Source organism: Tunturiibacter gelidiferens (assembly GCF_013410115.1).
GTDB classification, from domain to species: domain Bacteria; phylum Acidobacteriota; class Terriglobia; order Terriglobales; family Acidobacteriaceae; genus Edaphobacter; species Edaphobacter gelidiferens.
Genome location: NZ_JACCCV010000001.1, coordinates 789,117 through 810,391, shown reverse-complemented (window position 1 = coordinate 810,391; position 21,275 = coordinate 789,117). Strand labels below are relative to the sequence as shown.

The window sequence follows — 21,275 nt, the reverse complement described above, 5'->3', positions numbered from 1 at the left end:
GTAACCCATTTAGATGGACGTATTTAGCGTCCACCCCTTTCGCTATCTAAATGAAAACAGACAACTTGCACGCGGGTATGGGGGAGGGGGTACCCCCTCCTGCAATGCCGCACTGAACCGATACCGAACGCAGAGGTCAATCTTGAAGATCGTTCTCGCCGAAAAAGTCTCGCCAGCAACCCTAGCCGTCTTCCAGCAGGAACCCGGCTGGCAGATCGTCACCCCAGACCAGATTAGGAACGGCCTCGCCGCAGAGCTAGCCGACGCCGACGCCCTCGTCGTCCGCTCCGCCGTCCAGGCCGACGCCAAACTCCTCGAGTCCGCCCCCAAACTCCGCGTCATCGGCCGCGCCGGCGTAGGCGTCGACAACATAGACACCGGCGCCGCCACCCACCGCGGCATCGTCGTCATGAACACCCCCGGCGCCAACGCCGTAGCCGTCGCCGAACTCACCCTCGGCCTCATGATCTCGCTCGCCCGCTCCATCCCGCGCGCCAACTCCACCATGCACCAGGCCAAGTGGGACAAAAAATCCCTCCAGGGCCAGGAGCTCCGCGGCAAAACCCTCGGCATCGTTGGCCTTGGCCGCATCGGCCTCGAAGTCGCTCGCCGCGCCGCCAGCTTCGGCATGACCATCCTCGGATATGATCCCTTCGTCGCCCCCGTCATCGCCCGCGAGAACAACGTCACCCTCGTGCCCATAGACGACATCTTCAAATCCTCCGACTACCTCACCCTCCACGTCGGCCTCACCACCCAGACTGAAGGCCTCATCAACGCCACCTCCATCAAGATCATGAAGAAGGGCGTACGCATCATCAACTGCGCCCGCGGCGAACTCATCGTCGAACAAGCCCTCGCCGACGCCATCAAATCCGGCCACGTCGGCGGCGCAGCCCTCGACGTCTTCCACCAGGAGCCTCTCAAAGAGTCGCCCTTCTACAACCTCGACAACGTCCTCCTCTCCCCCCACATCGCCGGCGCGACCGACGAGGCCCAGGAGGCCATCGGCATCCAGCTCGCCATGCAGGTCCGCGACTACCTCAAACTCGGTGTCGTTCAGAACGCCGTCAACCTGCCCTCCCTCTCGCACGAGGAGTACAAAGAGATCGCTCCCTACATCGAGATGGCCGAACGCCTCGGATACTTCCTCGCCCACGCCACGCCGGGCAACTTAGAGAACATCCAGATCACCTACACCGGCCGCATCGCCTCCGGCAAGACCGACCTCATCCGTAACGCCGCCATCGCAGGCATCTTCTCGGGCGCCGACGGCGGCAGCACCGCCAACCGCATCAACGCCGCCGCCATCGCAGCCGAACGCGGCATCCGCATCCAGGAAGACAAGCGAGAGTTCACCGTCGGCGGCGCAGGCTCAGTCCTCAAGATCGTCCTCCACTCCTCCGACGGCGACGCCAGCGCCTCCGCCACCGTCCTCCACGGCACCTCGCCCCGTCTTCTCAGCTACGACGGCATCGACATCGAGGCCCCCCTCCACGGCACCCTCGTCGCCATCCGCAACCACGACGTTCCCGGCGTCGTCGGCCGCATCGGCACCATCCTCGGCGACCATGGAGTCAACATCGCCAACTTCGCCCTGGGCCGCGCACACTCCACGCAGAGCCAGCGCGTCCCCCAGGGCCAGGCCCTCGCAGTCGTCCAGATCGACGTACCCAAGGCCGCATCGGCTACCGCCGCCGTCGAAGCTCTGCGCAAAGTAGAAGCCATCGCCAGCGTTCGTCTCATCGAACTAGGCAAACTCTAACGCTCCATCACCGGATGAGGCCTGAACCGCATCCTCAAGCCTCATCCCGCATCCCATCAAGTAAGGAAATAAAGAAAGAACAACATGCCGCTCTACGAATACGAATGCACCACCTGTCTCAAGCACACTGAAAAAATCCAGAAGTTCTCCGATCCCGAGATCACCGTCTGCCCTCACTGCGGCGGCCATCTCGAACGCGTCATCTCTGCCCCCGCGATCAGCTTCAAAGGCGGCGGCTGGTACGCCGACGGCTACGGCAACGCCAAACCAAAGTCCTCGAGCGATGGCAACGGCTCAGGGTCAAGCGCCGGAGATTCGAAGTCAGCCGATTCGAAATCCACCGACTCCAAGTCCAGCGACTCCAAGTCCGGTGATTCCAAGTCTGGTAGTTCGAAGTCGAGCACCGACTCCAACTCCTCGAGCGGCAGCTCTCCAGCAGCCACGTCCGCCCCGGCAGCGCCTGCAGCAGCTTCCTCGTCGTCAGACAAGAAGTAGCCGCGCAGGCGCTCCAGGCTTCGGTTGATGGCAGCGGCTTCGCTTATGGCACCGGCTTCAGTTGAATCTCGCGAACCAGTTCGCTCGAGACCACCTCTGTGCTTTCCGCCCTCATCCTGAGCACCTCTGCTCTCTTCTCGGGCGAGCCATACACCTTGGCAATAATAGGTTCGGCCAGATCCGCGGACGTATCCAGTACGGCCATATTCTTGAAATGAAGCACATACATTACGTCCCACTTCTCCGGCCCCTCGAAGTTCACTGAGGTCATAATCGAGTATCCCGTGATGATGCCAGCTGCTTTCTCGGCCTCGAAAACCTTAGGCGCATAAGCAAACGCTTCGTAAAACTCCTTGGTTTTTCCTGGCAATATCCGGAGCTTCACAGCCCGAACGACTCCTGTATGACTGTAATACTGTTGAGCTAGTCCGCTAACCGGCATAGCAGTGAGTACCAAAGCGACGAAACAACGTGCGAACGCCTTCATGGTCGTACCTCATAGATTTTTCTGTGTGGGAGCCCGCCCGAAAGCTTACACCAGTTTCCCAGCGCTGAACATCAGCAAGTCACCTCGTGATTCGTTCCGGATCCCGAACAAGCTCATCTCTTTCGGCCAAAGCAACGTCTGCTCTCAATTGAGGGCAACGCCACATTGTCGACAGCTGCGCAAGATACCGCTTCGCGCTCCAGCCAACTTCAGCTATCCTCGCTCTAACTCCACGTCATCGTTCCAGCCACAAGCAGCTCTGCCTCGGACATTCGGCACCGCTTCCGCGCATCCGCATCGATATTCCCACCGACGCAAGAAGGATCAAGCACAATGGAGCAAACCGTCGCCGAATCCGAAGCCTCCCTCGCTCCCGCTCCCGGTCTGCGCGCAAACATCCTCTCGCCGATGGAGACACTCGCTCAATCCATCTCCACCATCGCTCCCACCACCACACCGACCATGACCATCCCTCTGGTCTTCGTCCTCGCCGGCAACGGAACCTGGCTCGCTTACCTCTTCGCCACCGCTGCCATCCTGCTCATCGCTCTCTGCATCAGCCGCTTCGCCCGCTACACCTCCTGCTCAGGCTCGCTCTACACCTACGCAACCTCCTCCCTCCCACCGGTCATCAGCGGCATCGCAGGTTGGGCGCTCCTGCTTGCCTACATCGCCACAGGAGCCTCAGTAACCGGAGGCTTCATCAACTACGCCAACGTCTTCCTCCTCTCGATCACCGGCAAGTCGGCTCCAACCTTCCTGCTCGCATTACTCTGCGTCGGCGTCTCCACCTTCATCGCCTACCGCGACGTACAAGTCTCTGCCCGGCTGATGCTCTGGATCGAAGCCATCTCCGTCGCGCTCATCGCCATCGTGCTCGCGCTCCTGCTATGGCACAACGGCCTCCACATCGACCACGCCCAACTCCACCTCGAAGGCGTCACTCCCTCCGCAGTCCGCCTTGGTGTAGTCCTCGCCCTCTTCAGCTTCGTCGGCTTCGAGAGCGCCACCACTCTAGGAGCCGAAGCCTCCAACCCGCTCCTCACCATCCCCCGCGCAGTCATCCAGAGCGCTGTCTTCACCGGCCTCTTCTTCATCCTCTGCGCTTACCTCGAAACCCTCGGCATGCACGCCGCCCACCAGAACCTCGGCGAATCCACCGCCCCCATGCGCGTCCTCGCCAACCTCGCGGGCGTCACCCCCCTCGGCCCCTTCATCGACTTCGGCGCTCTCGTCAGCATGTTCGCCTGCACCCTCGCCTGCATCACCGCGGCCGCGCGCGTCCTCATGCGCATGGGCCACAACGGCCTCGTCCACCAGCGACTGGGCTTGGCCCACCGTAAGAACGCAACCCCAGGCGCAGCGGTCCTCGTCTCCGGCATCCTCACCGCACTCCCTGTGACGGTCCTCGCCCTCCGCGGCATCGCCGGAACCGACATCTATGGCTGGATGGGCTCCCTCGCCGTCTACGGCTTCCTCACCACCTACGGTCTCGCCGCCATAGCGCTCCCTCTCTACTTGAAGCACAACCACCGCCTCACCAACACTCCACTGATCCTCTCCGTCGCCACTACGCTCGCGATCATGCTCGCGCTGGCCGGAACCCTCTACCCCGTCCCCGAGCGTCCTTACAACTGGCTACCCTACGTATACCTCGCTTACATCCTTGGAGGAACGGCCTGGTTTGCCCTCACCACCCGTCGCAGTCCTCAGCAATCTAATAGCTAGCCGACCAACGGGAGGCCCTCACACAGTTATCCAACCAAGAAAAGGTACACAAGTCACGAAGTGACCGCCCCGCGCGCAGCGGGCCCGTCCGGCAGGACAACCAACAGAATCAATCCGGATGCAGCATCCGAACCGCAATCTCTTCCACCCGCTCCATCGTGATGCCATCCCTCTGGTCTTCTGCCAAAGGATGGTCCTGATCCACAATCGTAAAATGCGGCCTACGCCCCACCGGTTGTGTCTGCACGCTCACCTCAAGGTTGTAAGTATCGCCGAAAATCGGCAACTGAGAGTTCAGCCAACCAGGAAACGGTGCTTCCTTCTCTCGTCCTTCAACCGCCCACAGTTCATTGGTCCGCACAAAGTTCTTTGGACTCACCTCAGCCCAGATCCCCCAAACAAACGGCTCCTCCAACCCAATCACTGGCACCAGAATGCGCCCGCGTAGATAGAAATCTTTACCATCAACAACGCACTGATCGGGAGTAATCACCACTCGCTGATCCAACTCCTCCACCGCAATCGCACCAACAGCCAGCGGAGCTTTGACGCTATAACTCAACGACAAAACATGATGCTCGCCACATACGCTACAACCAAACCCGCTCTCTGACTTAATACTCATCTCTCCATCATTCCACATCAGAGAGCATCTTCACGCGAGAGTGATTTCCGCCAGGAGAGCCTTTACTCCTCACCGATATCCTCATTCCAAATCTCAGGCTTCTCTGCGATAAACCCGGTCAGCAGGTCCGAACACTCCTGCGAATCGAGATCGATCACTTTCACTCCAAGCCCTTTCAACCACTCCACCCCACCTAAAAAGTTCCTGCTCTCCCCCACCACCAGGGTGCGAATCCCGAACTGCCGAATCAGCCCACTGCAATACCAGCAGGGAGCAAGCGTAGTCACCATCACCTTGTCCTTGTAAGTCCTCTGCCGCCCCGCCCGTCGAAACGCATCCGTCTCTCCGTGCACCGACGGATCATCCTGCTGCACCCTTCGATTTCTTCCCGACGCCAGCAGCTTGCCTTCCCCATCAAACAACGCCGCACCGATCGGAACACCACCCTCGCTCCGACCGGTGCGGGCCTCCTTCAGCGCGACCTCCAGCATCGCGCGATACCTCTCCACTTGCGTCATCCTTACCCTTTCTTCGGTGGCGGCGGAACCTTCTTCCCGGCCTTCCGTGCCTCTGACAAACCAATCGCGATCGCCTGCTTCGGATTGGTCACCTTCTTGCCACTGCGACCACTCTTCAACGTGCCCTTCTTCATCTCGCGCATCTCAGTCTCAACGTTCTTGCTGGCCGAAGGACTGTACTTCCGCGTCGAACTCTTCTTTGCCGACTTCTTTGCCGGAGTCTTCTTAGTCGCTGTCTTTTTCGTTGCCGTCTTCTTTGAACCTGTCTTCGTACTCCCCGACTTCTTTGCCGTTGCCTTCTTCGTAGTCATAGAGTTCCTCCTCACACTAAGAGTCCTCGAGACCATCGCAACGTTGCATCACCAAACGATCACTGCCCCTCAAACGATACCAAGTAACGTCAGCGATTTCGCCGTCGTCGCCACACCACGATTCCCGCCAGCATCCCCAAAGCTGCTACCCCGACAACTCTCAACGTCACTCTGCGTATCCACGAAGGAGTCCGCTCCAGCGACCCATCCTGCCACGCCGCGTGCACAAGCTTCAGATCAGCCGCAAACCCAGGAATCGTAATCGAATCGAAATCCGTGGCCGGCAGAGACCCGAAGATCCGCGCAGGCTCCGGCGCCCCGCCTTCCCGGTCCTTCGGAATAGCCTTGATGAGTTCATTGATCTCCGCATCACGAGGATCATCAAACAACGCGCCATCCGCCGTGTTGGGAAACAACGTGTCATTCCCCGTCATCTTCCTTTCAATCGCCGCCACACCATCCTGGCAAACGCCGAGCGGATAGTATCCGCCAAATGGAAGCTCTGGACGTGCCAGATGTTGATGCATATACGCAATCGCCATCTTTCCCACCAGCCGCGTCACCTCCACCGCATCTGCATCGCGATACTCATGCGCATGACGACCCAGCACCCAAGACTGATCCTGCGTATCCATCGTGCGAAACTCCGCCTTACCGTCGATGCCGAAGTACCAACTCACATTCGCATTCACCTTCGGTCCGCGAACCCCCCACTCGTACTCAGCATGGCTCACCGGAACCAACAGCGGACGCCTCGTTCCCGGCACGCGAATCTGCGAGTCCACCCAGAACGGCATCATCACATCCTGCCCCTTGTAATGAAAGTGCCCGAAGTTGGCAAAGTACCGCGCATCCGCCACCACTACCGTATGCCCAGTCGTCATCAGCGCCTTCACCAGCTCCTGCGGCGTCTTCGCGCTCTGACCCTCAACTGTAACCGTAACAGGAACAGAATCATCCAGCCCATTCAAACTCAGCCGGTTCAATAAATCCGCCAAACGCTGACTCTCAGCATGCATCGGCGCAAGCGTCGCATTCTCCCCATCTCCCCGAACCACGCCAGCACCAAGCTCGCTCACCAGACCATCCGTCGTGAACCCCGGCAGCTTCGACGGAGCATCCAGACTCACTATCTCAGCCTTCTCCAGCGAATAGTCACCAAGATCGACATAGTCTTTAGCCTGATCCGTAGTCACAGCACTCTTCGTCGATTTCGAACCCACAGGCGTTCCAGGGTGCCGAGCCGCAAGATCGGTCACACTCTGATCCTTGGCAACCACGCGACCCGCAACTCTTACCGTAGGGTTGATCGACCGCATCGTCCAACCAGGGAACCGATCCAGTCCCTGCCAGTCCTTCCCGAGAATCAACTCACGCAGCCGCTTCACCAGCGCTGGCGTCATCAGCGCCGGGCCATTCTTCCCGTTCTTATCCAGCTGCGCGAGCATCGCGTCCGTAAATCCCGGCGTAGCGGAAAGCTCCCGCATCATCTGCGACAGCATCACGGTGTTCGCCGGCATCGGCTCCTCCGGCACAACGTACGGAGCATCGCTCCGGCAACCAAACAGAGCAAGCGGAATGCTCACACACACCCCACGACAGGCATCATTGGACAAAGGGCCACGCACATGCATCCGCCCATTAAACCCTACGCCGCGCGTGCGCAAGAACTTAATTCAACACAAACTACCAGGTCAAACCGGTGCTACGGAATCGCGGCGTGAATCGCCCGGCCGCCCACATCTCGATACAAAACTTCAACCTGCATAGTTCGATCGGTGGCGACACAGAATGATCATTCCACTCCCGGGTCTATCCCAATGCATTCAGCTTCTTCACCACCAATTCACTCAGAAGCGCAGGATTCGCCTGTCCCTTCGACAGCCTCATCACCTGACCGACGAAGAACGCAGCCACGGTCTTCTTCCCCCCGCGATACTGTTCCACCTGCTTCCCATTCGCAGCGATCACCTCATCGATCATCGCCTCAATCGCGCCCGTATCCGAGATCTGCTTTGGCTTCTCACGCTCGTACACCACAGGAAAATCCTCGTTCTTCTCAAACGCACTATCCAGCAACTGCTTCAGCATCTTGCTCGACAACTCCCCCGACTCCGCCAGGTCAGCCGCCATCACCACACCAGCCATCGACACCGGCGACTGCTCCAACTCCAGCCCCGCAGCACGCAACCGCATCGTCAACTCGCTCGTAAGCAACGCCGCCACTCGACGAGGACTCTTGGCCTTCTTCGCCGCGTCTTCAAACTTATCTGCAAACTCACGCGTCGCTGCCAACGTAGCCGCGTCCTGCGCGGAGATCTCATACTCGCGAATCATGCGCTCTCGACGAGCCTCGGGCAGCTCAGGCATCATCTTCAGAATCTCCGCCTGCCACTCCGCCCCAACCACCAGCGGCGGCAGATCCGGTTCCGGAAAGTACCGGTAATCATGCGCCTGCTCCTTACTCCGCATCGAGTAAGTCCGTCCCTCCGCGCTATTCCAAAGCCGCGACTCCTGCACCACCCGGCCGCCGTCTTCAATCACGCCAATCTGCCGTTCGATCTCGTACTCCACCGCCGCACGAATGTACCGAAAGCTGTTGACGTTCTTCACCTCAGCCTTCGTGCCGTATGCTTTAGCCCCGAACTCCGCCGCATCCCTCTTCAGCATCACACTGACGTTCGCGTCACACCGTAGCGAGCCTTCCTCCATATTGCAATCGCTCACTCCGGTGTAGAGCAGAATCTCCTTCAACTTCGTCAAGTACTCAAACACCTCATCCGCAGTTCGCAAATCAGGCTCACTCACAATCTCAACCAGCGGCGTACCGCACCGGTTCAGGTCGATATAGGTCTTCGACACCGAATCCGCAAACCCATCGTGAATGCTCTTCCCCGCATCCTCTTCCATGTGTAGCCGCGTCACACCGATCCGCTTGGTCACAGCCGCACCACTCGCATCGAACGCAGGCACCTCAATCCATCCATGCTCTGCAATCGGCTTGTCGAACTGGGAGATCTGGTATCCCTTTGGCGAATCCGGATAAAAATAGTTCTTCCGCGAAAAGATACTCGTCTCGCGAATCTCGCAGTTGATCGCCTTCGCCGCCAGCACAGCAAACTCCACGGCCCTGCGATTCAACACCGGCAACGCACCCGGTAACCCGAGGCAGGTCGGGCAGCAATGCGTATTCGGCTCGCCACCGTATTTATTCACGCACCCGCAAAACGCCTTCGAATTCGTCAAAAGCTGAACATGTACCTCCAGCCCAATCACGGGCTGGTACTTGGCAAGAACGTCGGGCGAAAGCGCAGTCAAGGTAGACATGGTCTATCTCGATTCTACCAAGCATGTCCTGCCGGACGGGCCCACTGCGCGTGGGGCGTCACTTCGTGACGGGTGTACCGGTCTTGGCGGGAAGATAGGCATGGCGGCCTCCCGCTGGTCGGCACAATCCTTATTCCGACCAGCGGGAGGACCGTTGCTTTCCACTCAACAACACAAGGTATACGAGTCACGAAGTGACCGCCCCACGCGCAGTGGGCCCGTCCGGCAGGACAGCGCCACGAAACAAGCTACTATCGGAAGCAAATGGAACCCATCACCCACCTCATGACCGGCGCCGTCCTCGCCCGCTCCGGCTTTAACCGCAAAGCCGCCTACGCCACCGCCACAATGACCCTCGCCGCCGAAGCTCCCGACCTCGACACCCTATGGTCCATCCGCGGCCCCATCGCAGCCTTCCAGCATCATCGCGGCTGGACCCACACCCTCCTCGGCCTGCCATTCGAAGCTGCATTGATCGTAGGCGCCATCTGGCTCTTTCACCGCTGGCGAAGCCAACGCAACGAAGCCCCGCAACAACCCGACCCCACCCTGCCTTATGACCCCACGACGACTCCACTACCCCGCCACCACGCCCCCATCCGTTGGGGCCTCCTTTATGGCTTTTCTCTCATCGCCCTGCTCAGTCACCTCCTGCTCGACTGGACGAACAACTACGGCCTCCGCCCCTTCTTTCCCTTCAACCCCCATTGGTACGCCGGCTCCATCGTCTTCATCTTCGAACCCATCATCTTTCTCCTTCTGCTCCTGGCTCTTATCGCGCCCTCCCTCTTTGGGCTCATCAGCAGCGAAGTAGGCGCTCGCAAACAAGCATTCCGCGGACGAGGCTGGGCAATCTTCGCCCTCGTCGCCATCGTCGCCCTCTGGACCCTGCGCTTCGTCGAACACGCAGAGGCCCTCCAACTCGCCCAATCCACCGACTACAACGGAGCCCGCGTCTCCCGGGTCTTCGCCAGCCCCTACCCCGTCAACCCTTTCCATTGGCAGACCGTCGCCGAGACTCCACAGTTCTACCAGCTCGCCACAGTCGACACTCTCAACAGCGTCGTTGCCACCAGCACTCAGGCCGACATCATCTATAAGCCCCCCACCACAATCGCCACCCTCGTAGCCAAGCGCAGCTGGCTCGGCGAAGCCTACCTCGACTGGTCGCAGTATCCCGTAGTCACCGACATCGGCACGAACGAGGAAGGCCTCACCGCCGTCACCTTCCGCGATCTGCGCTTCTTCTACGACACGCCGTTCCTGGCCGGCCGCGAAAAGCCCCCACTCTCAGGCACCGTCTACCTCAACGCCGACCGTCGCATCGTCCGCATGGAGATGGACGGCCGTATCCAGCATTAGCAACTTGAACCGCGCTAATTCTCTTCCACCGGAAGCGTCGTCCCCCGCCGCCGGTCGAACACCTTCCGCAGCACATACACCAGCAGCAGCACAATCAGAATGCCGCTGAACCCCAGCACATACGCAAGGTGTTGATGAATCGCCCGCGTAATCGTATGCAGAATCGCAGGCCCATACGTGATCGTGATAATGGCCCAGATCAAAAACCGTATAAACTTCCCGAGACAGATCGCGCTGAAGAACCAAAGCATCTTCATCTCGAACACGCCCGCCGCAAACTCAAACAGCTTCACCGGCGTCGGCGGAGGCATCATCGCCGGAATCATGATCGCGAGAAACTCCTGTTTTTCAAACCGGTCCCGCATCTGCTCATATCGTTGCCGGTTGATGCGTTTGAGCAGAAACAGCTCCCCGCCCGCGCGTCCCAGGTAATACGGCAACAGGCTTCCTACGGCAGAGCCAACCGCCGCCATAAAACAATAAAGCAGAAACCGGGACTTATCGTGCACCACATAGTCGATCAGCAGCGCATCGATCGGCACCGGAATCGCCGCCGAATCGATCACCGCCAGCGCGCCGATACCCCACACACCAAGCGGCTTCAGCGCTGCAAGCATCACGACATTCAATTTATGCAGAAGTGCAACGGGAGAGATCTTCACGGGGTTCTTCTCATTCTAATTGCCGTCAGTCCTTCCATGCTGATCGCTCTCCGTGAACGCATGATGAGCCGTCCGCCCCGCCAGCAAGTCCAGCGCATGCGGCAGCACCTCCAGAATCGACGCGAGCGAACTCCTCGCGCCCGAAGGACTCCCCGGCAGATTCACAATCAGCGCATCTCCCAACGTCCCGCATACCGCACGGCTCAGCGCTGCCAGCGGCGTCTGCAGCAGCCCGTCGGCTCTCATGCGCTCCGATAACCCATCGACCAGCCGCTCACAGACCATCCTCGTAGCCTCCGGCGTCACATCGCGTTTCGCCAGCCCCGTCCCTCCGGTCGTCACAATCAGGTCTACAACTTTCGCGTTACGTCTCAACGCCTCAGCGATCTGATCGACCTCATCGGGCAGCATCTCACTCAACACCTGCCCAACCCCCGCATCTTCGAGCAGCTCGCACACCGCAGGTCCCGATAGATCCATCTGTTCCCCACGGGAACAGCGGTCGCTGATCGTCAGCACTACGGCACGAACATCGGGCGCAAATCTTAGAGTCACCCTCCCAGTCTACGGTTTCACCTGTCTGGCCGAAAGTTCCCGCAAACGCTTCTTTTCCCAATCCAAGCATCAAAGATGAGAAAATAGAGAGGACTATGCAACCCGGTGCACCATGCCGGGAGTGTCACAATCCATCCCGCACGAAACTTTCGCCCCCCGAAGCCGTCAGACCACAGAGCCCATGCCTTCACTCGAGACCCCGCCCAAATCCGCACCGCCCAACCAGACCCCCAAGGTGCGCACCGGCCGCTACGGCGAACTCGAGGAGCACGAACTCATTCACCTGCTCGACTCCCTCGACGACGAACGCTCCAAGGCCCGTTTCCGCGAGTCCATCTACATCTCCATCATCATCTACCTGGCCATCGGCTGGTTCCTCTTCTACGGCCCCCGCGTCCTCTTCCATCAGCCCCGCCTCATCAGCCCCGTACAGGTGCTCAAAGAGCGCGACCAGCAGCTAACCCGCCTCGAAGACCCGACTAATCTCTCCAAAATCGCACCCAAAACCCCCAAGGCGCGCCCACCGCAACCAGTCGTAGACGAGAAGATGTTGAAGCAGCTGCAGGCAATGCGTAAGGCCGCCCCGCCTACCCCAGCCGCTCCCGCGCCACCAAAACCCACACCTCCCGTAACTCAACCGGCGCCCCCACAACAGACGACTCCGCTTCCCCCCGCCCCACAACCTCAGCCTACCCAGCAGCCGGCCCAGCAGGCTCTCGTAGAAGCACCAAAACCAGTCCCAACCCGGCCAAACTTCGGCAATCCTAATCAGACCGCTGGCGACGCGATCCGCCAGGCCGCCCAGGGTGCAGCTCGCGACCATGGCAGTGCCGGTGACTCTGGCGGTCAATCCGGCGGACGCGGCGGTATGGGCACCGGTGCCGAAATTCTCTCCGACACCCAGGGCGTCGACTTCGGCCCCTACATCCGCCGCATCCTTCAAGACATCAAGCGCAACTGGTATCCCCTCATCCCCGAAGAGGCCCGCCCGCCCCTCAACAAACAGGGCGAAACCCTCATCCGCTTCACCATCCTGCCCGACGGCCGCATCGCCGCCATGAACCTCGACGGCAGCAGCCAGGATCAGTCCATCGACAGAGCCTGTTGGGGCGCCATCACCGGAGAGGGCCAGTTCCCCCCACTCCCGGCCAGCTTCCACGGCCCCAAACTCGAACTCCGCATCGACTTCCTCACCAACAAACCCCTCCCGTAACCACATCTGTTACAGGAGAGCGCACCAGCTCACCCAAAAAACTCTATCCAGTTAATTTGCTTGCCACTGGTTCAGCGAGTGTAAGAAAACGTGCCGCATAGATCCGTTGAATTTGCGATCTCAGTCAACGTGAAAACGGGCATCTTTGGTCCCGAGAAAAATGCGACCTTCAAGGAACGCCCAGCAACATAAGTCGCCATCCACTGCACATCCTCAGTGCCGCACAAAGTGTTCTTATGCAGAAACTTCTTCGCAGCCGGGATGTTCAGCCTGTAGAGATTGCCACTCCCGCCCGCCCTGCTATCTGCGTCGAACACAGCGCTCACCTCGCCCGGCTCCAGCGAACGTATCTGCGCAATCACAAAGCCAGTAAAGTTGATCGACATCTTCTCGCCGGCGAATCCGATATCGCCCGTAATCGACTGTGCCGTAGAACTCTCCGCACGCCAGTACCCTTTTTCCTGTGCCACCGCAAAAATCGAACAGGCCAGCACTGACCCAATAATCGCACCGACTATCTTCTTCCGCATCATCTCTCAAGGATCACACTCAAGCTGCCGTTTGAGCAACTGCAGCCCGCAACGCCGGCGCCGCCTGCCCCATTGATGCGGTCTCATCGCATGAATGGGCCATCGCGCCAAGGCGCGATCCGCTCTCCTCAAGCGGCTCACTCCAAACACAATCCGCCATCATCTATCATCAAAAAAGACGGCCACCACGATCGCAACTCCACTCCAACACGAACGCCGCCGCCAGATTCGCGGCCTCCTCACGCTGGCCGCCCTTATCCTCCTCTTCAGCGTCCTCCGCGCCGGCGTCCACCCGCTCTTTCACCCCGGCTGGTGGCGCCTGTGGTGAACCCACCCGACCACCCGCTCATCGTTCTCGTCGGCCCGACCGCCAGCGGCAAGACCTCCCTCGCCATTCATCTCGCCCAACAGTTCAACGGCGAGATCATCAGCTGCGACTCGGTAGCCGTCTACCGCGAGATGGAGATCGGCACCGCCAAGCCCACCCACGAAGAGCGCGCCCTCGTCCCCCACCACATGATCGACATCGCCTGGCCAGACGAACCCTCCACCGCCGGAGACTACAGCCGTCAGGCCCGCGAGGCGCTCGTCGGCATCACCGAACGCGGTCATCTCCCCATCGTCGCCGGGGGCACCGGCCTCTATCTCCGGGCCCTCACTGACGGCCTCTTTCCCGCACCCCCACAAAAGCCCGGCCAGCGCGAACGCCTCCGCAACATCGCCTCCACCCGCGGCCCGGCATATCTCCACCGCCTCCTCACCCGCCTCGACCCGACCGCAGCAGCGGCCATTCATGCCAACGACATCGCCAAAGTCGTACGCGCCATCGAAGTCTCTCTCGCGACCGGCCACAGCCACAACGCCAGCAAACGCACTCCTATGACCGAACAGTGGCAACAGGGCCGCGATGCCCTCATCGGCTACAGCATTCTGCGCCTCGGCCTCAATCCCGCCCGCCCCCTCCTCTACGAACGCATCAATCAGCGCGCCGCCGCTATGTTTTCCGGCGAACGGCCCGACGGCGGCCTAATCGAAGAGACCCGTCGTCTCATCGCTCGCTACGGCGAAGCCTGCCGCCCTCTCACCTCACTCGGATACGCCGAAGCCTCTGCCGTCCTCCGCAACCAACTCACCCGCGAGCAAGCCGTCTCCCAGGCCCAGCAAGGTCATCGCAACTACGCCAAACGCCAGCTCACCTGGTTCCGCCGCGAACCCGACATGCATTGGCTCCCAGGCAGCGGCGGCGACCCCGACATTGCAGACCAAGCCCGCGACCTCGTCTCAAAACATCTTCGCGAACAAGAAAAAGCTCACCCGCAAGGATGAGCTTTCTCCTAAGAATCCTTCCTATCAGGAAGGCTGAATCACCAAGTTATCTGCCAGCTTGAACCGCACAATCGACTCAGCGGGAATCTCAATATCCCGATTCCCGGTCAACCCGCTGATGAGCGTTCCGCCGCCACCACCGACAAGGCCGCCAACCAGCAGCCCAACGCCACCTGTCGCAAGGCCGCCCACGAGCATGCCCGCTCCCGCTCCGCCTCCAATAATCGCCGCCGACCGCTTGCCCTTGCCCTTCTTCGTCCGGGTCAAATCAGAAGTATCCAGCGCATATCGAGATCCGTTCAGCGTGAGATAGGTCAACCTCAACTCCAGAATGGAAGACCCTTTGAAGTGCCCCCGGCGATGGGAAGCGACCACCACACCGCTCACCGGCGTACCTCGCGGAATCACAACGCGGTCACCCCGCCCAACCACCGGCTCTTCCACCTCTCCGGTAAACCGGTCTCCAGCATGGCTGGTCTTCACACTGATGTGCTGATTGATCCGAATCGTCAGGTTCGTCCCTGCGGCGATATTCACGTCCGCCGGCCGCACAATCGGCGCGCCCCCCGGCGCAGGCGCCGTCACCGGCTGTCCTGACGAGTCCACCTGACCCGGCGCAACCGGCTGCCCTGTAGCCGTTTGATCAGCAGGTGGTGCACCCGCCTCGGGCGCACCGGGCGCAGAAGCAGGAGTATTCGCCGCTACCGGTGCCTGTGGAACCGGGGTGGTCGTAGTCGTCGTAGCCTGAGTCGTCTGCCCAGGGGCCGGCGGCTGCACCGTAGTGGTCGTCACATTTCCATTGCTATCGGTGGAAACCACCTGCTGTGCCTGGCCTGTAGCCGCGGCCTGCTTCTTGGCCTGATCAATCGCGGCGTCCTGCTTCGACTTACACCCAGCCAGTATCACCAGCGCCAGCATCATCGTGCCAACGGTCTTGCTCGAATATTGAAGGTTCATCGTGCCATCCTCGTTCTTGGTTCGGAAGTGAGCTTCAGCGACAAAAGGTACCGGCTGCAGATCCGCTAACTTCGTAAGATGCTCATTCCCCACCAAAGACCACCCGGCGACAAAAGGTTTAAGATAATTTCATGACCACCGCAGCCGCCAAACGCCCCCAGCTCGCCCATCTCACCGCCCAACTCGACGACCTCCGCGAGCGCGGCACCTTCTTCAAGCTGCGCGTACTCGACGACCAGCAGGCCCCGGTCTGCACCTACGACGGGAAGCGTGTCATCAACCTCGCCTCCAACAACTACCTCGGCCTCTGCAACCATCCAAAGCTCGAAGAAGCCGCCATCGCCGCCACAAAAAAATACGGCGTAGGCTCCGGTGCCGTCCGTACCATCGCTGGCACCATGCACATCCACATGGAGCTCGAAGAAAAGATCGCCGACTTCAAAGGAGTCGAAGCCTGCGTCGTCTTCCAGTCAGGCTTCGCCGCCAACGCCGGCACCGTCTCCAGCATCCTCGGCAAAGAAGACTTCATCCTCTCCGACGAACTCAACCACGCCAGCATCATCGACGGCGCGCGCCTCTCTCGAGCAAAGATCAAAGTCTTCCGCCACAAAGACATCGCCCACGCCGAGCAGCTCCTTCAGGAGGTCCAGAACGAGCCCGGCCGCAAGCTCCTCATCACCGACGGCGTCTTCTCCATGGACGGCGACATCGGCCCCGTCGACAAGCTCGCCGGCCTCTGCGAAAAGTATGGCGCCATCATGATGGTCGACGACGCCCACGCCTCAGGCGTTCTCGGACGCAATGGCCGCGGCTCCGTCGATCACTTTCACGCCACCGACAAAGTCGACGTCCAGGTCGGCACCCTGTCAAAAGCCATCGGTGCCCTCGGTGGCTACGTCTGCGGCAGCCGCGACCTCATCGACTACCTCTACCACCGCGCCCGCCCCTTCCTCTTCTCCACCTCGCACCCACCCTCGGTCGCCGCCACCTGCATCGCCGCATTTGACATATTGGAGAATGAGCCGGAACGCATAGCCCGCCTCTGGGCCAACACCGCCTACTTCAAGCAGCAACTCACCAGCGCCGGCTTCGACGTCGGCGGCAACACCACCCCGAAGAGCGAAACTCCCATCACTCCTATCATCATCGGCGACGGTCGCCGCACGATGGACTTCTCCCGCGCCCTCTTCGACGCCGGAGTCATGGCCACCGGCATAGCCTTCCCCACCGTCCCCGAAGGAAAGGCCCGCATCCGCACCATCATGACCAGCGAGCACACACGCGAACAGATCGATCAGGCCCTCGAAACATTCACCTCAGTCGCAAAGAAGACGGGCATCCTTCAAGCCTGAAGACGCCGGACGAAACCTCTTCGCGCTCAATCCCCGGCGAAGACCCGCGGCACGCGAGCGTTTTTAGTGAGCCGTCTCGCTCGTCGGCGCGGAGGGTTGAGTCACAACAACATCCGGAGGAAGACGATTCTTCTGAAAATGCCTGATGACGTCCGGGGCAAACTCAATCAGAAGAGCGCCGAAGGTGCCCTCGGCAGTCACCAGGAAACCCTGCTCGATCGTCAACCCGAATCCCCGATCGTCCTTCGGGTAGTAGAGATTTGAGATACCGCCCGCCGCCATGTTCCCCAGCAGATTCGAGAAGTTCGGCTGCCACTTTCCGTTATCGCCCTTGCAGCGAATCGTCGTACTCACCGCATACCAGAACCGATTCTTGACCGGTCCCGTTCCCATCCGAAAGTAGCGTGCGTCCTGGTGCAGCAGCACAGGAAAAACTCCGTTGCCAAGAATAGTTCCGTTGAACTGGTCGGTGAACGCCGCGCCGAAACGCTTGCCATAAGCATCCCAACCCTGCTGATAGCCTTCTTTCATATACTGCACTGGATTGGTGCCAGGAATCGGATCGGTGCTGGAGTGCGAGTTCTGCGCCTGTCCGATCGCCGACGTAAACAACGCCAGCCCAACCTGGTACGGATCGATCGCACTCCGGAACGATGCCCGCATCTTCTGTCCCGGAGTCAGAGGAAGGTTGTTGCCATCGAGCACAGCGTTGAAGTTCGGCACGACGACACCGATTCGCTGGTGAAGTTCCTTCTGAAGTTCCTCCTCCGAGGCGCTCTTCTTCTGCTCATCCGTCATTGGCTTCTTCGTCGTATCCTCCTGCCCAGACGAAGTCGACTGCACCGGCGTCGCCTGAGCTTGCGCAGTCTGCTTCTCATCCAGAGTGGAAGAACTATATCCGGCCGCGTTGTCTGCGATCTCAACCGGCGCTTGCGGCACCGGCGCATCAGGCAGCGTCGCCTCAGTCGGAACGGCACTCTGCGAGAACAGCGCTGGAGCTGCGATGACTAGGAATGTCACATTAAGAACGAAAGGCAGAATACGGCGGGAAAAAACAATCACTTTAAGAGTCTACCTGACGGTATTGCAGCAATCCGCGCATTAGAACCTGCGCGACCGTGCTTCTGTTTGATATTCATGGCATCCTCTCGCTGATTGTCAGCGCTAACCTGCTCAGCGAAAAGAGCTCTAGACAGGAATCAAAGCTGGCACTCACTCCTGCACTCAACTACTTAGGGACTAGCGTCAGGTGTATAGACGAGCTATAAATCCTCCCGCCTACAGGCGATGAAAGAAATTGTGCCCGCAGGGTGAAAGCTCTTCGCCTGCTCGAATCAGGCATCTTGCGCCCCGCCTTAACGTCTCAACCATCCCGGGATGATCAGCTGGCAAACAAACAAAACTTCAAAGCGTATTGGAACAGCCAGGCACGCGCCTGCGACTCCTGTCACCTCAGATTCTTATCAAAAAACTTCACCGCGATCTCCGACACGGTCCCATGCACCTTCTCGCGGTCAACTCCCGCGGCGTCTCCGCAATACACACCGAGCTTCGCCTTTCCCGCATCCGTGCATGTATCTAAAAACGTGTAGTGCGCCACGCCATCAGGCAACACCGTCAGGTGCGCGTTCGGCATCAACGCCAGCAATCTCCCCGCGTTCGTCGCCACTGGAGCAATCTGATCGGCCGCTCCCACGACCATCGCCACCGGAATCGTCACCTCCCGAAAACCATCCGCGTCGAACGCCTGTCCCACCCCCGGCGCTATCGCAAACACAGCCCGAACCCGCGGATCACGGTAGCTCGCACCTCCGCGCGCCATCGACTCACCACTGCTCGCTCTCACCTTCTTCAGCATCTGCTCCGGGTCGCCCATGCCCTTCATCTCCGGCACCACGCACTTGTGCAGCGTTGGGTCTGTCTCACACGCTTTGAGAAATCGCTCCTGATCCGTGCGCGCACCCGCCAGCTCCAGCACCGTATAGCCGCCAATGGAAAACCCCGCCGCACCAATCCGTGCTTCATCGACATGCGGCCCAAACGTCGGATCCAGCAACAGCGCATCCAACGCATCACTGATATCCGTCGCCCGCTCCCACCACAGCACAAACCCCTCTGCCGTATAAGACTCCAGCGCGTTATTTCCCGGATGATTCACCCCCACCGCAATGAACCCATGCCGCGCCAGCACCGTGCCCAGCCACGCCAACTGCATCGCCGACCCACCCGTGCCATGCGACAGCATCACCACTGGAAACTTCACCTGCGAATTCGCAATCGGAGCATTTAACACCGCTCCACCCGCCAGAAACAGCGGCCCATCCAGTGGCCCAATCACTTGCGGCTCCTCATACAACGTCCCATCGGCATTCGCCGGATACCAGATCGTTGTCAAAAGCGCCTCAGTCTTCGCGCCGCGCCAGTTCCGCACATGCCCCGGCTTGAACACCCGAGAACTCTCTCCCACTTCATACGTAGTCGCGGCGAAACCTGTCCGTACACTCGCCATCGCCATCAATACCAAGATCAGCGCCGCACTTCGTCGCAAAATTCTCATGCGTCACTATACGAAACAGACCTCCCTAGGTTCCACACACTTCCATGCCCATCTCTCCCGCCCCGTTGTCCTGGTAAGCCACCTTGTTGTCACGGCTCCAAGCCCGTCGCCATTACGCAACGCTCCATCGTTGTCATTCCGTAGCACGAAGCAACCGCCCCATAGTTGTCATTCCGTAGCACGAAGCAACCGCCCCATGGTTGTCATTCCGCAGCGCAGCGGAGGAATCTGCTTCCGTCACCCGACCCCGACCCACCCACTCCGTTGACGTCGATCCCGTCTGGTTTTATGTTGAAACTGTCCCTCGCGAGGCCGGACCGCCGGTCTCTACCTGCACCGCTAACCACTTCGCGGCGGCGTGGACGGAGGAGTCAGCGACCCATACTCTCGTGAGGACAACCATGCCCAATCTAAAAATCGTCTACCTCGAACTGCCAGCTCAGGATCTAGCAGTAAGCAGGAACTTCTACGCCAACCTCTTCGGCTGGTCCTTCCAGGACTATGGCCCCACCTACACCGCGTTCTCAGAGAGCGGCACCGAAGGCGGCTTCAACGCAGACCCGGCCGAACGCACCAGAACCCCGCTACCTGTGATCGAATCGCAAAATCTGGAAGAGACCGAGCAGAGCATTCTGAAGGCAGGCGGCAAGATCACGCTCCCCACCTTCAGCTTCCCCGGCGGCCGCCGCTTCCACTTCACCGACCCCGCAGGCAACGAACTAGCCATCATGCAACGCGAATAGATCCCTCTAAGGGAGTCACGCGGCCTCCATCGCATTCGCAGTGAAGGCCGCGCACACCAACATATTAATTTGCTGAGTGCGGTTCAAGCCGCCGTAAAATCTGCGCTCGTTCTGAAGTCAAGATATGTATTCGCTCAACTTCATCAAGTCCTGGATACTTCTTGAAAGTTCGATACGAAATGACTTTGACATATCGATCGCTTTCAGTATCGAACTCATAAGCGTTCACCGTATACAGATGCTCTGAGAAGTGCGTCTCTCCATCCATCCAGTAAAAATCAGCAGTCACCAGAATAGGAAAGTTCGACACCGAAGCAATCTGCCATACAGCTCGATCGCTTTGATTCGTCACTCCAACGAATGGCATCAGGTTGATAATCTTGCCATCGGCTTGATACCGCAAAATTGCAAGGCTATCTAACGTACCGCTGCCACCACCGGAAAATTGCGACGAAAAGAAAACAAGCGATCCTCCGCCCGCTAACGGTAGGCTTTCCGAGCGGGGATCGAGACCAAATTCATACTCCACAGAGTCGGAAGCGCGATGTGAAGGCATTTCGAAACAAACTCCTGCCGGCTTTAGAAGGCAAAGCTTCGCTCCTGAAGTTGGCAAGCCATCCGAATCTGCAGCACCTCGGAACACCGTAAATCTTGGGAAGTCTGTGTGGATAGCTTGACTATAGGACCGCGCGTGGGAGTTAGCTAGCAGCACTGCAACGAACAGAAATACCATCGAACTCTGCTTGAGACGAAGCATCTATC

General features: G+C 59.6%; 22 protein-coding genes. 9 read left to right on the top strand and 13 right to left on the bottom strand.

Annotated features, from left to right (window positions below; all coding sequences use genetic code 11):
• The first annotated feature begins 142 nt into the window (after positions 1-142).
• Both serA and HDF12_RS03505 read left to right on the top strand, forming a co-directional pair.
• On the top strand, positions 143-1,765 hold the full coding sequence (gene serA / locus HDF12_RS03510; RefSeq protein ID WP_179581239.1) for a phosphoglycerate dehydrogenase: 1,623 nt from the start codon (positions 143-145) through the stop codon (positions 1,763-1,765).
• Positions 1,766-1,849: 84 nt separating this feature from the next.
• On the top strand, positions 1,850-2,260 hold the full coding sequence (locus tag HDF12_RS03505; RefSeq protein ID WP_179581238.1) for an FmdB family zinc ribbon protein: 411 nt from the start codon (positions 1,850-1,852) through the stop codon (positions 2,258-2,260).
• Between the two features lie 43 nt (positions 2,261-2,303).
• Here HDF12_RS03505 and HDF12_RS03500 read toward each other — a convergent pair whose 3' ends face one another.
• Positions 2,304-2,747, bottom strand: a complete 444-nt coding sequence (locus tag HDF12_RS03500) for a hypothetical protein (protein ID WP_179581237.1) — start codon at positions 2,745-2,747, stop codon at positions 2,304-2,306.
• 333 nt (positions 2,748-3,080) lie between these two features.
• Here HDF12_RS03500 and HDF12_RS03495 point away from each other — a divergent pair, with 333 nt between their 5' ends.
• Entirely contained in the window at positions 3,081-4,475 is a 1,395-nt protein-coding gene (locus HDF12_RS03495) for an APC family permease (protein ID WP_179581236.1), read from the top strand.
• Between the two features lie 109 nt (positions 4,476-4,584).
• Here the strand turns inward: HDF12_RS03495 and HDF12_RS03490 are convergent, their stop codons facing one another.
• From HDF12_RS03490 to gatB, 5 genes are all read right to left on the bottom strand, one after another.
• Positions 4,585-5,100 (bottom strand): DUF2199 domain-containing protein, encoded by a 516-nt coding sequence (locus HDF12_RS03490; RefSeq protein ID WP_179581235.1) that lies wholly within the window; start codon positions 5,098-5,100, stop codon positions 4,585-4,587.
• Positions 5,101-5,162: 62 nt separating this feature from the next.
• Entirely contained in the window at positions 5,163-5,609 is a 447-nt protein-coding gene (locus HDF12_RS03485; RefSeq protein WP_348641601.1) for a nucleoside deaminase, read from the bottom strand.
• Positions 5,610-5,620: 11 nt separating this feature from the next.
• Positions 5,621-5,929 carry a DUF6496 domain-containing protein gene (locus HDF12_RS03480; RefSeq protein WP_179581233.1) on the bottom strand — a complete coding sequence of 103 codons (309 nt, stop codon included), beginning with the start codon at positions 5,927-5,929 and terminating at the stop codon, positions 5,621-5,623.
• Between the two features lie 89 nt (positions 5,930-6,018).
• On the bottom strand, positions 6,019-7,449 hold the full coding sequence (locus tag HDF12_RS03475; RefSeq protein ID WP_179581232.1) for a hypothetical protein: 1,431 nt from the start codon (positions 7,447-7,449) through the stop codon (positions 6,019-6,021).
• A gap of 292 nt (positions 7,450-7,741) precedes the next feature.
• Positions 7,742-9,256 carry an Asp-tRNA(Asn)/Glu-tRNA(Gln) amidotransferase subunit GatB gene (gene gatB / locus HDF12_RS03470; protein ID WP_179581231.1) on the bottom strand — a complete coding sequence of 505 codons (1,515 nt, stop codon included), beginning with the start codon at positions 9,254-9,256 and terminating at the stop codon, positions 7,742-7,744.
• Between the two features lie 264 nt (positions 9,257-9,520).
• Here gatB and HDF12_RS03465 point away from each other — a divergent pair, with 264 nt between their 5' ends.
• Complete coding sequence (locus tag HDF12_RS03465) at positions 9,521-10,618, top strand: metal-dependent hydrolase (protein WP_179581230.1); 1,098 nt, start codon at positions 9,521-9,523, stop codon at positions 10,616-10,618.
• Between the two features lie 14 nt (positions 10,619-10,632).
• Here the strand turns inward: HDF12_RS03465 and HDF12_RS03460 are convergent, their stop codons facing one another.
• Positions 10,633-11,280: a VTT domain-containing protein gene (locus HDF12_RS03460; protein WP_179581229.1), complete on the bottom strand. Its 648-nt coding sequence runs from the start codon at positions 11,278-11,280 to the stop codon at positions 10,633-10,635.
• Between the two features lie 15 nt (positions 11,281-11,295).
• Entirely contained in the window at positions 11,296-11,799 is a 504-nt protein-coding gene (locus HDF12_RS03455; protein WP_353073904.1) for a MogA/MoaB family molybdenum cofactor biosynthesis protein, read from the bottom strand.
• Positions 11,800-12,016: 217 nt separating this feature from the next.
• Here HDF12_RS03455 and HDF12_RS03450 point away from each other — a divergent pair, with 217 nt between their 5' ends.
• On the top strand, positions 12,017-13,048 hold the full coding sequence (locus tag HDF12_RS03450; protein WP_179581227.1) for a TonB C-terminal domain-containing protein: 1,032 nt from the start codon (positions 12,017-12,019) through the stop codon (positions 13,046-13,048).
• Positions 13,049-13,119: 71 nt separating this feature from the next.
• On the opposite strand, the gene HDF12_RS03445 is transcribed toward HDF12_RS03450, so the two are convergent.
• A complete protein-coding gene (locus HDF12_RS03445; protein WP_246373657.1) occupies positions 13,120-13,581 on the bottom strand; it encodes a hypothetical protein in 462 nt (153 codons plus the stop codon).
• A gap of 91 nt (positions 13,582-13,672) precedes the next feature.
• On the opposite strand from HDF12_RS03445, the gene HDF12_RS03440 reads away from it, so the two are divergent.
• Entirely contained in the window at positions 13,673-13,906 is a 234-nt protein-coding gene (locus tag HDF12_RS03440; protein WP_179581226.1) for a hypothetical protein, read from the top strand.
• Positions 13,903-14,904: a tRNA (adenosine(37)-N6)-dimethylallyltransferase MiaA gene (gene miaA / locus HDF12_RS03435; RefSeq protein ID WP_179581225.1), complete on the top strand. Its 1,002-nt coding sequence runs from the start codon at positions 13,903-13,905 to the stop codon at positions 14,902-14,904. Before HDF12_RS03440 ends, miaA begins: the two co-directional genes overlap by 4 nt.
• 24 nt (positions 14,905-14,928) lie before the next feature.
• On the opposite strand, the gene HDF12_RS03430 is transcribed toward miaA, so the two are convergent.
• Entirely contained in the window at positions 14,929-15,861 is a 933-nt protein-coding gene (locus tag HDF12_RS03430; protein ID WP_179581224.1) for a hypothetical protein, read from the bottom strand.
• A gap of 131 nt (positions 15,862-15,992) precedes the next feature.
• On the opposite strand from HDF12_RS03430, the gene HDF12_RS03425 reads away from it, so the two are divergent.
• Positions 15,993-17,213: a glycine C-acetyltransferase gene (locus HDF12_RS03425; protein ID WP_179581223.1), complete on the top strand. Its 1,221-nt coding sequence runs from the start codon at positions 15,993-15,995 to the stop codon at positions 17,211-17,213.
• A 63-nt stretch (positions 17,214-17,276) separates the two neighbouring features.
• On the opposite strand, the gene HDF12_RS03420 is transcribed toward HDF12_RS03425, so the two are convergent.
• Positions 17,277-18,275, bottom strand: a complete 999-nt coding sequence (locus HDF12_RS03420; RefSeq protein ID WP_179581222.1) for a hypothetical protein — start codon at positions 18,273-18,275, stop codon at positions 17,277-17,279.
• A 385-nt stretch (positions 18,276-18,660) separates the two neighbouring features.
• Positions 18,661-19,761, bottom strand: coding sequence for an alpha/beta hydrolase family protein (locus HDF12_RS03415; RefSeq protein ID WP_179581221.1), 1,101 nt, complete (start codon positions 19,759-19,761; stop codon positions 18,661-18,663).
• A 410-nt stretch (positions 19,762-20,171) separates the two neighbouring features.
• Here HDF12_RS03415 and HDF12_RS03410 point away from each other — a divergent pair, with 410 nt between their 5' ends.
• Positions 20,172-20,513, top strand: coding sequence for a VOC family protein (locus tag HDF12_RS03410; RefSeq protein ID WP_179581220.1), 342 nt, complete (start codon positions 20,172-20,174; stop codon positions 20,511-20,513).
• Between the two features lie 64 nt (positions 20,514-20,577).
• Here the strand turns inward: HDF12_RS03410 and HDF12_RS03405 are convergent, their stop codons facing one another.
• Positions 20,578-21,270: a hypothetical protein gene (locus HDF12_RS03405; protein ID WP_179581219.1), complete on the bottom strand. Its 693-nt coding sequence runs from the start codon at positions 21,268-21,270 to the stop codon at positions 20,578-20,580.
• Positions 21,271-21,275: the final 5 nt, after the last annotated feature.

Bases quoted from the DNA above. Each gene is read 5' to 3' on its own strand.
- HDF12_RS03505 (WP_179581238.1), top strand. From the start codon at position 1,850: ATGCCGCTCTACGAATACGAATGCACCACCTGTCTCAAGCACACTGAA.
- HDF12_RS03500 (WP_179581237.1), bottom strand. From the start codon at position 2,747: ATGAAGGCGTTCGCACGTTGTTTCGTCGCTTTGGTACTCACTGCTATG.
- HDF12_RS03495 (WP_179581236.1), top strand. From the start codon at position 3,081: ATGGAGCAAACCGTCGCCGAATCCGAAGCCTCCCTCGCTCCCGCTCCC.
- HDF12_RS03490 (WP_179581235.1), bottom strand. From the start codon at position 5,100: ATGAGTATTAAGTCAGAGAGCGGGTTTGGTTGTAGCGTATGTGGCGAG.
- HDF12_RS03480 (WP_179581233.1), bottom strand. From the start codon at position 5,929: ATGACTACGAAGAAGGCAACGGCAAAGAAGTCGGGGAGTACGAAGACA.
- HDF12_RS03475 (WP_179581232.1), bottom strand. From the start codon at position 7,449: ATGCCGGCGAACACCGTGATGCTGTCGCAGATGATGCGGGAGCTTTCC.
- gatB (WP_179581231.1), bottom strand. From the start codon at position 9,256: ATGTCTACCTTGACTGCGCTTTCGCCCGACGTTCTTGCCAAGTACCAG.
- HDF12_RS03465 (WP_179581230.1), top strand. From the start codon at position 9,521: ATGGAACCCATCACCCACCTCATGACCGGCGCCGTCCTCGCCCGCTCC.
- HDF12_RS03450 (WP_179581227.1), top strand. From the start codon at position 12,017: ATGCCTTCACTCGAGACCCCGCCCAAATCCGCACCGCCCAACCAGACC.
- HDF12_RS03445 (WP_246373657.1), bottom strand. From the start codon at position 13,581: ATGATGCGGAAGAAGATAGTCGGTGCGATTATTGGGTCAGTGCTGGCC.
- HDF12_RS03440 (WP_179581226.1), top strand. From the start codon at position 13,673: ATGGGCCATCGCGCCAAGGCGCGATCCGCTCTCCTCAAGCGGCTCACT.
- HDF12_RS03430 (WP_179581224.1), bottom strand. From the start codon at position 15,861: ATGAACCTTCAATATTCGAGCAAGACCGTTGGCACGATGATGCTGGCG.
- HDF12_RS03425 (WP_179581223.1), top strand. From the start codon at position 15,993: ATGACCACCGCAGCCGCCAAACGCCCCCAGCTCGCCCATCTCACCGCC.
- HDF12_RS03410 (WP_179581220.1), top strand. From the start codon at position 20,172: ATGCCCAATCTAAAAATCGTCTACCTCGAACTGCCAGCTCAGGATCTA.
- HDF12_RS03405 (WP_179581219.1), bottom strand. From the start codon at position 21,270: ATGCTTCGTCTCAAGCAGAGTTCGATGGTATTTCTGTTCGTTGCAGTG.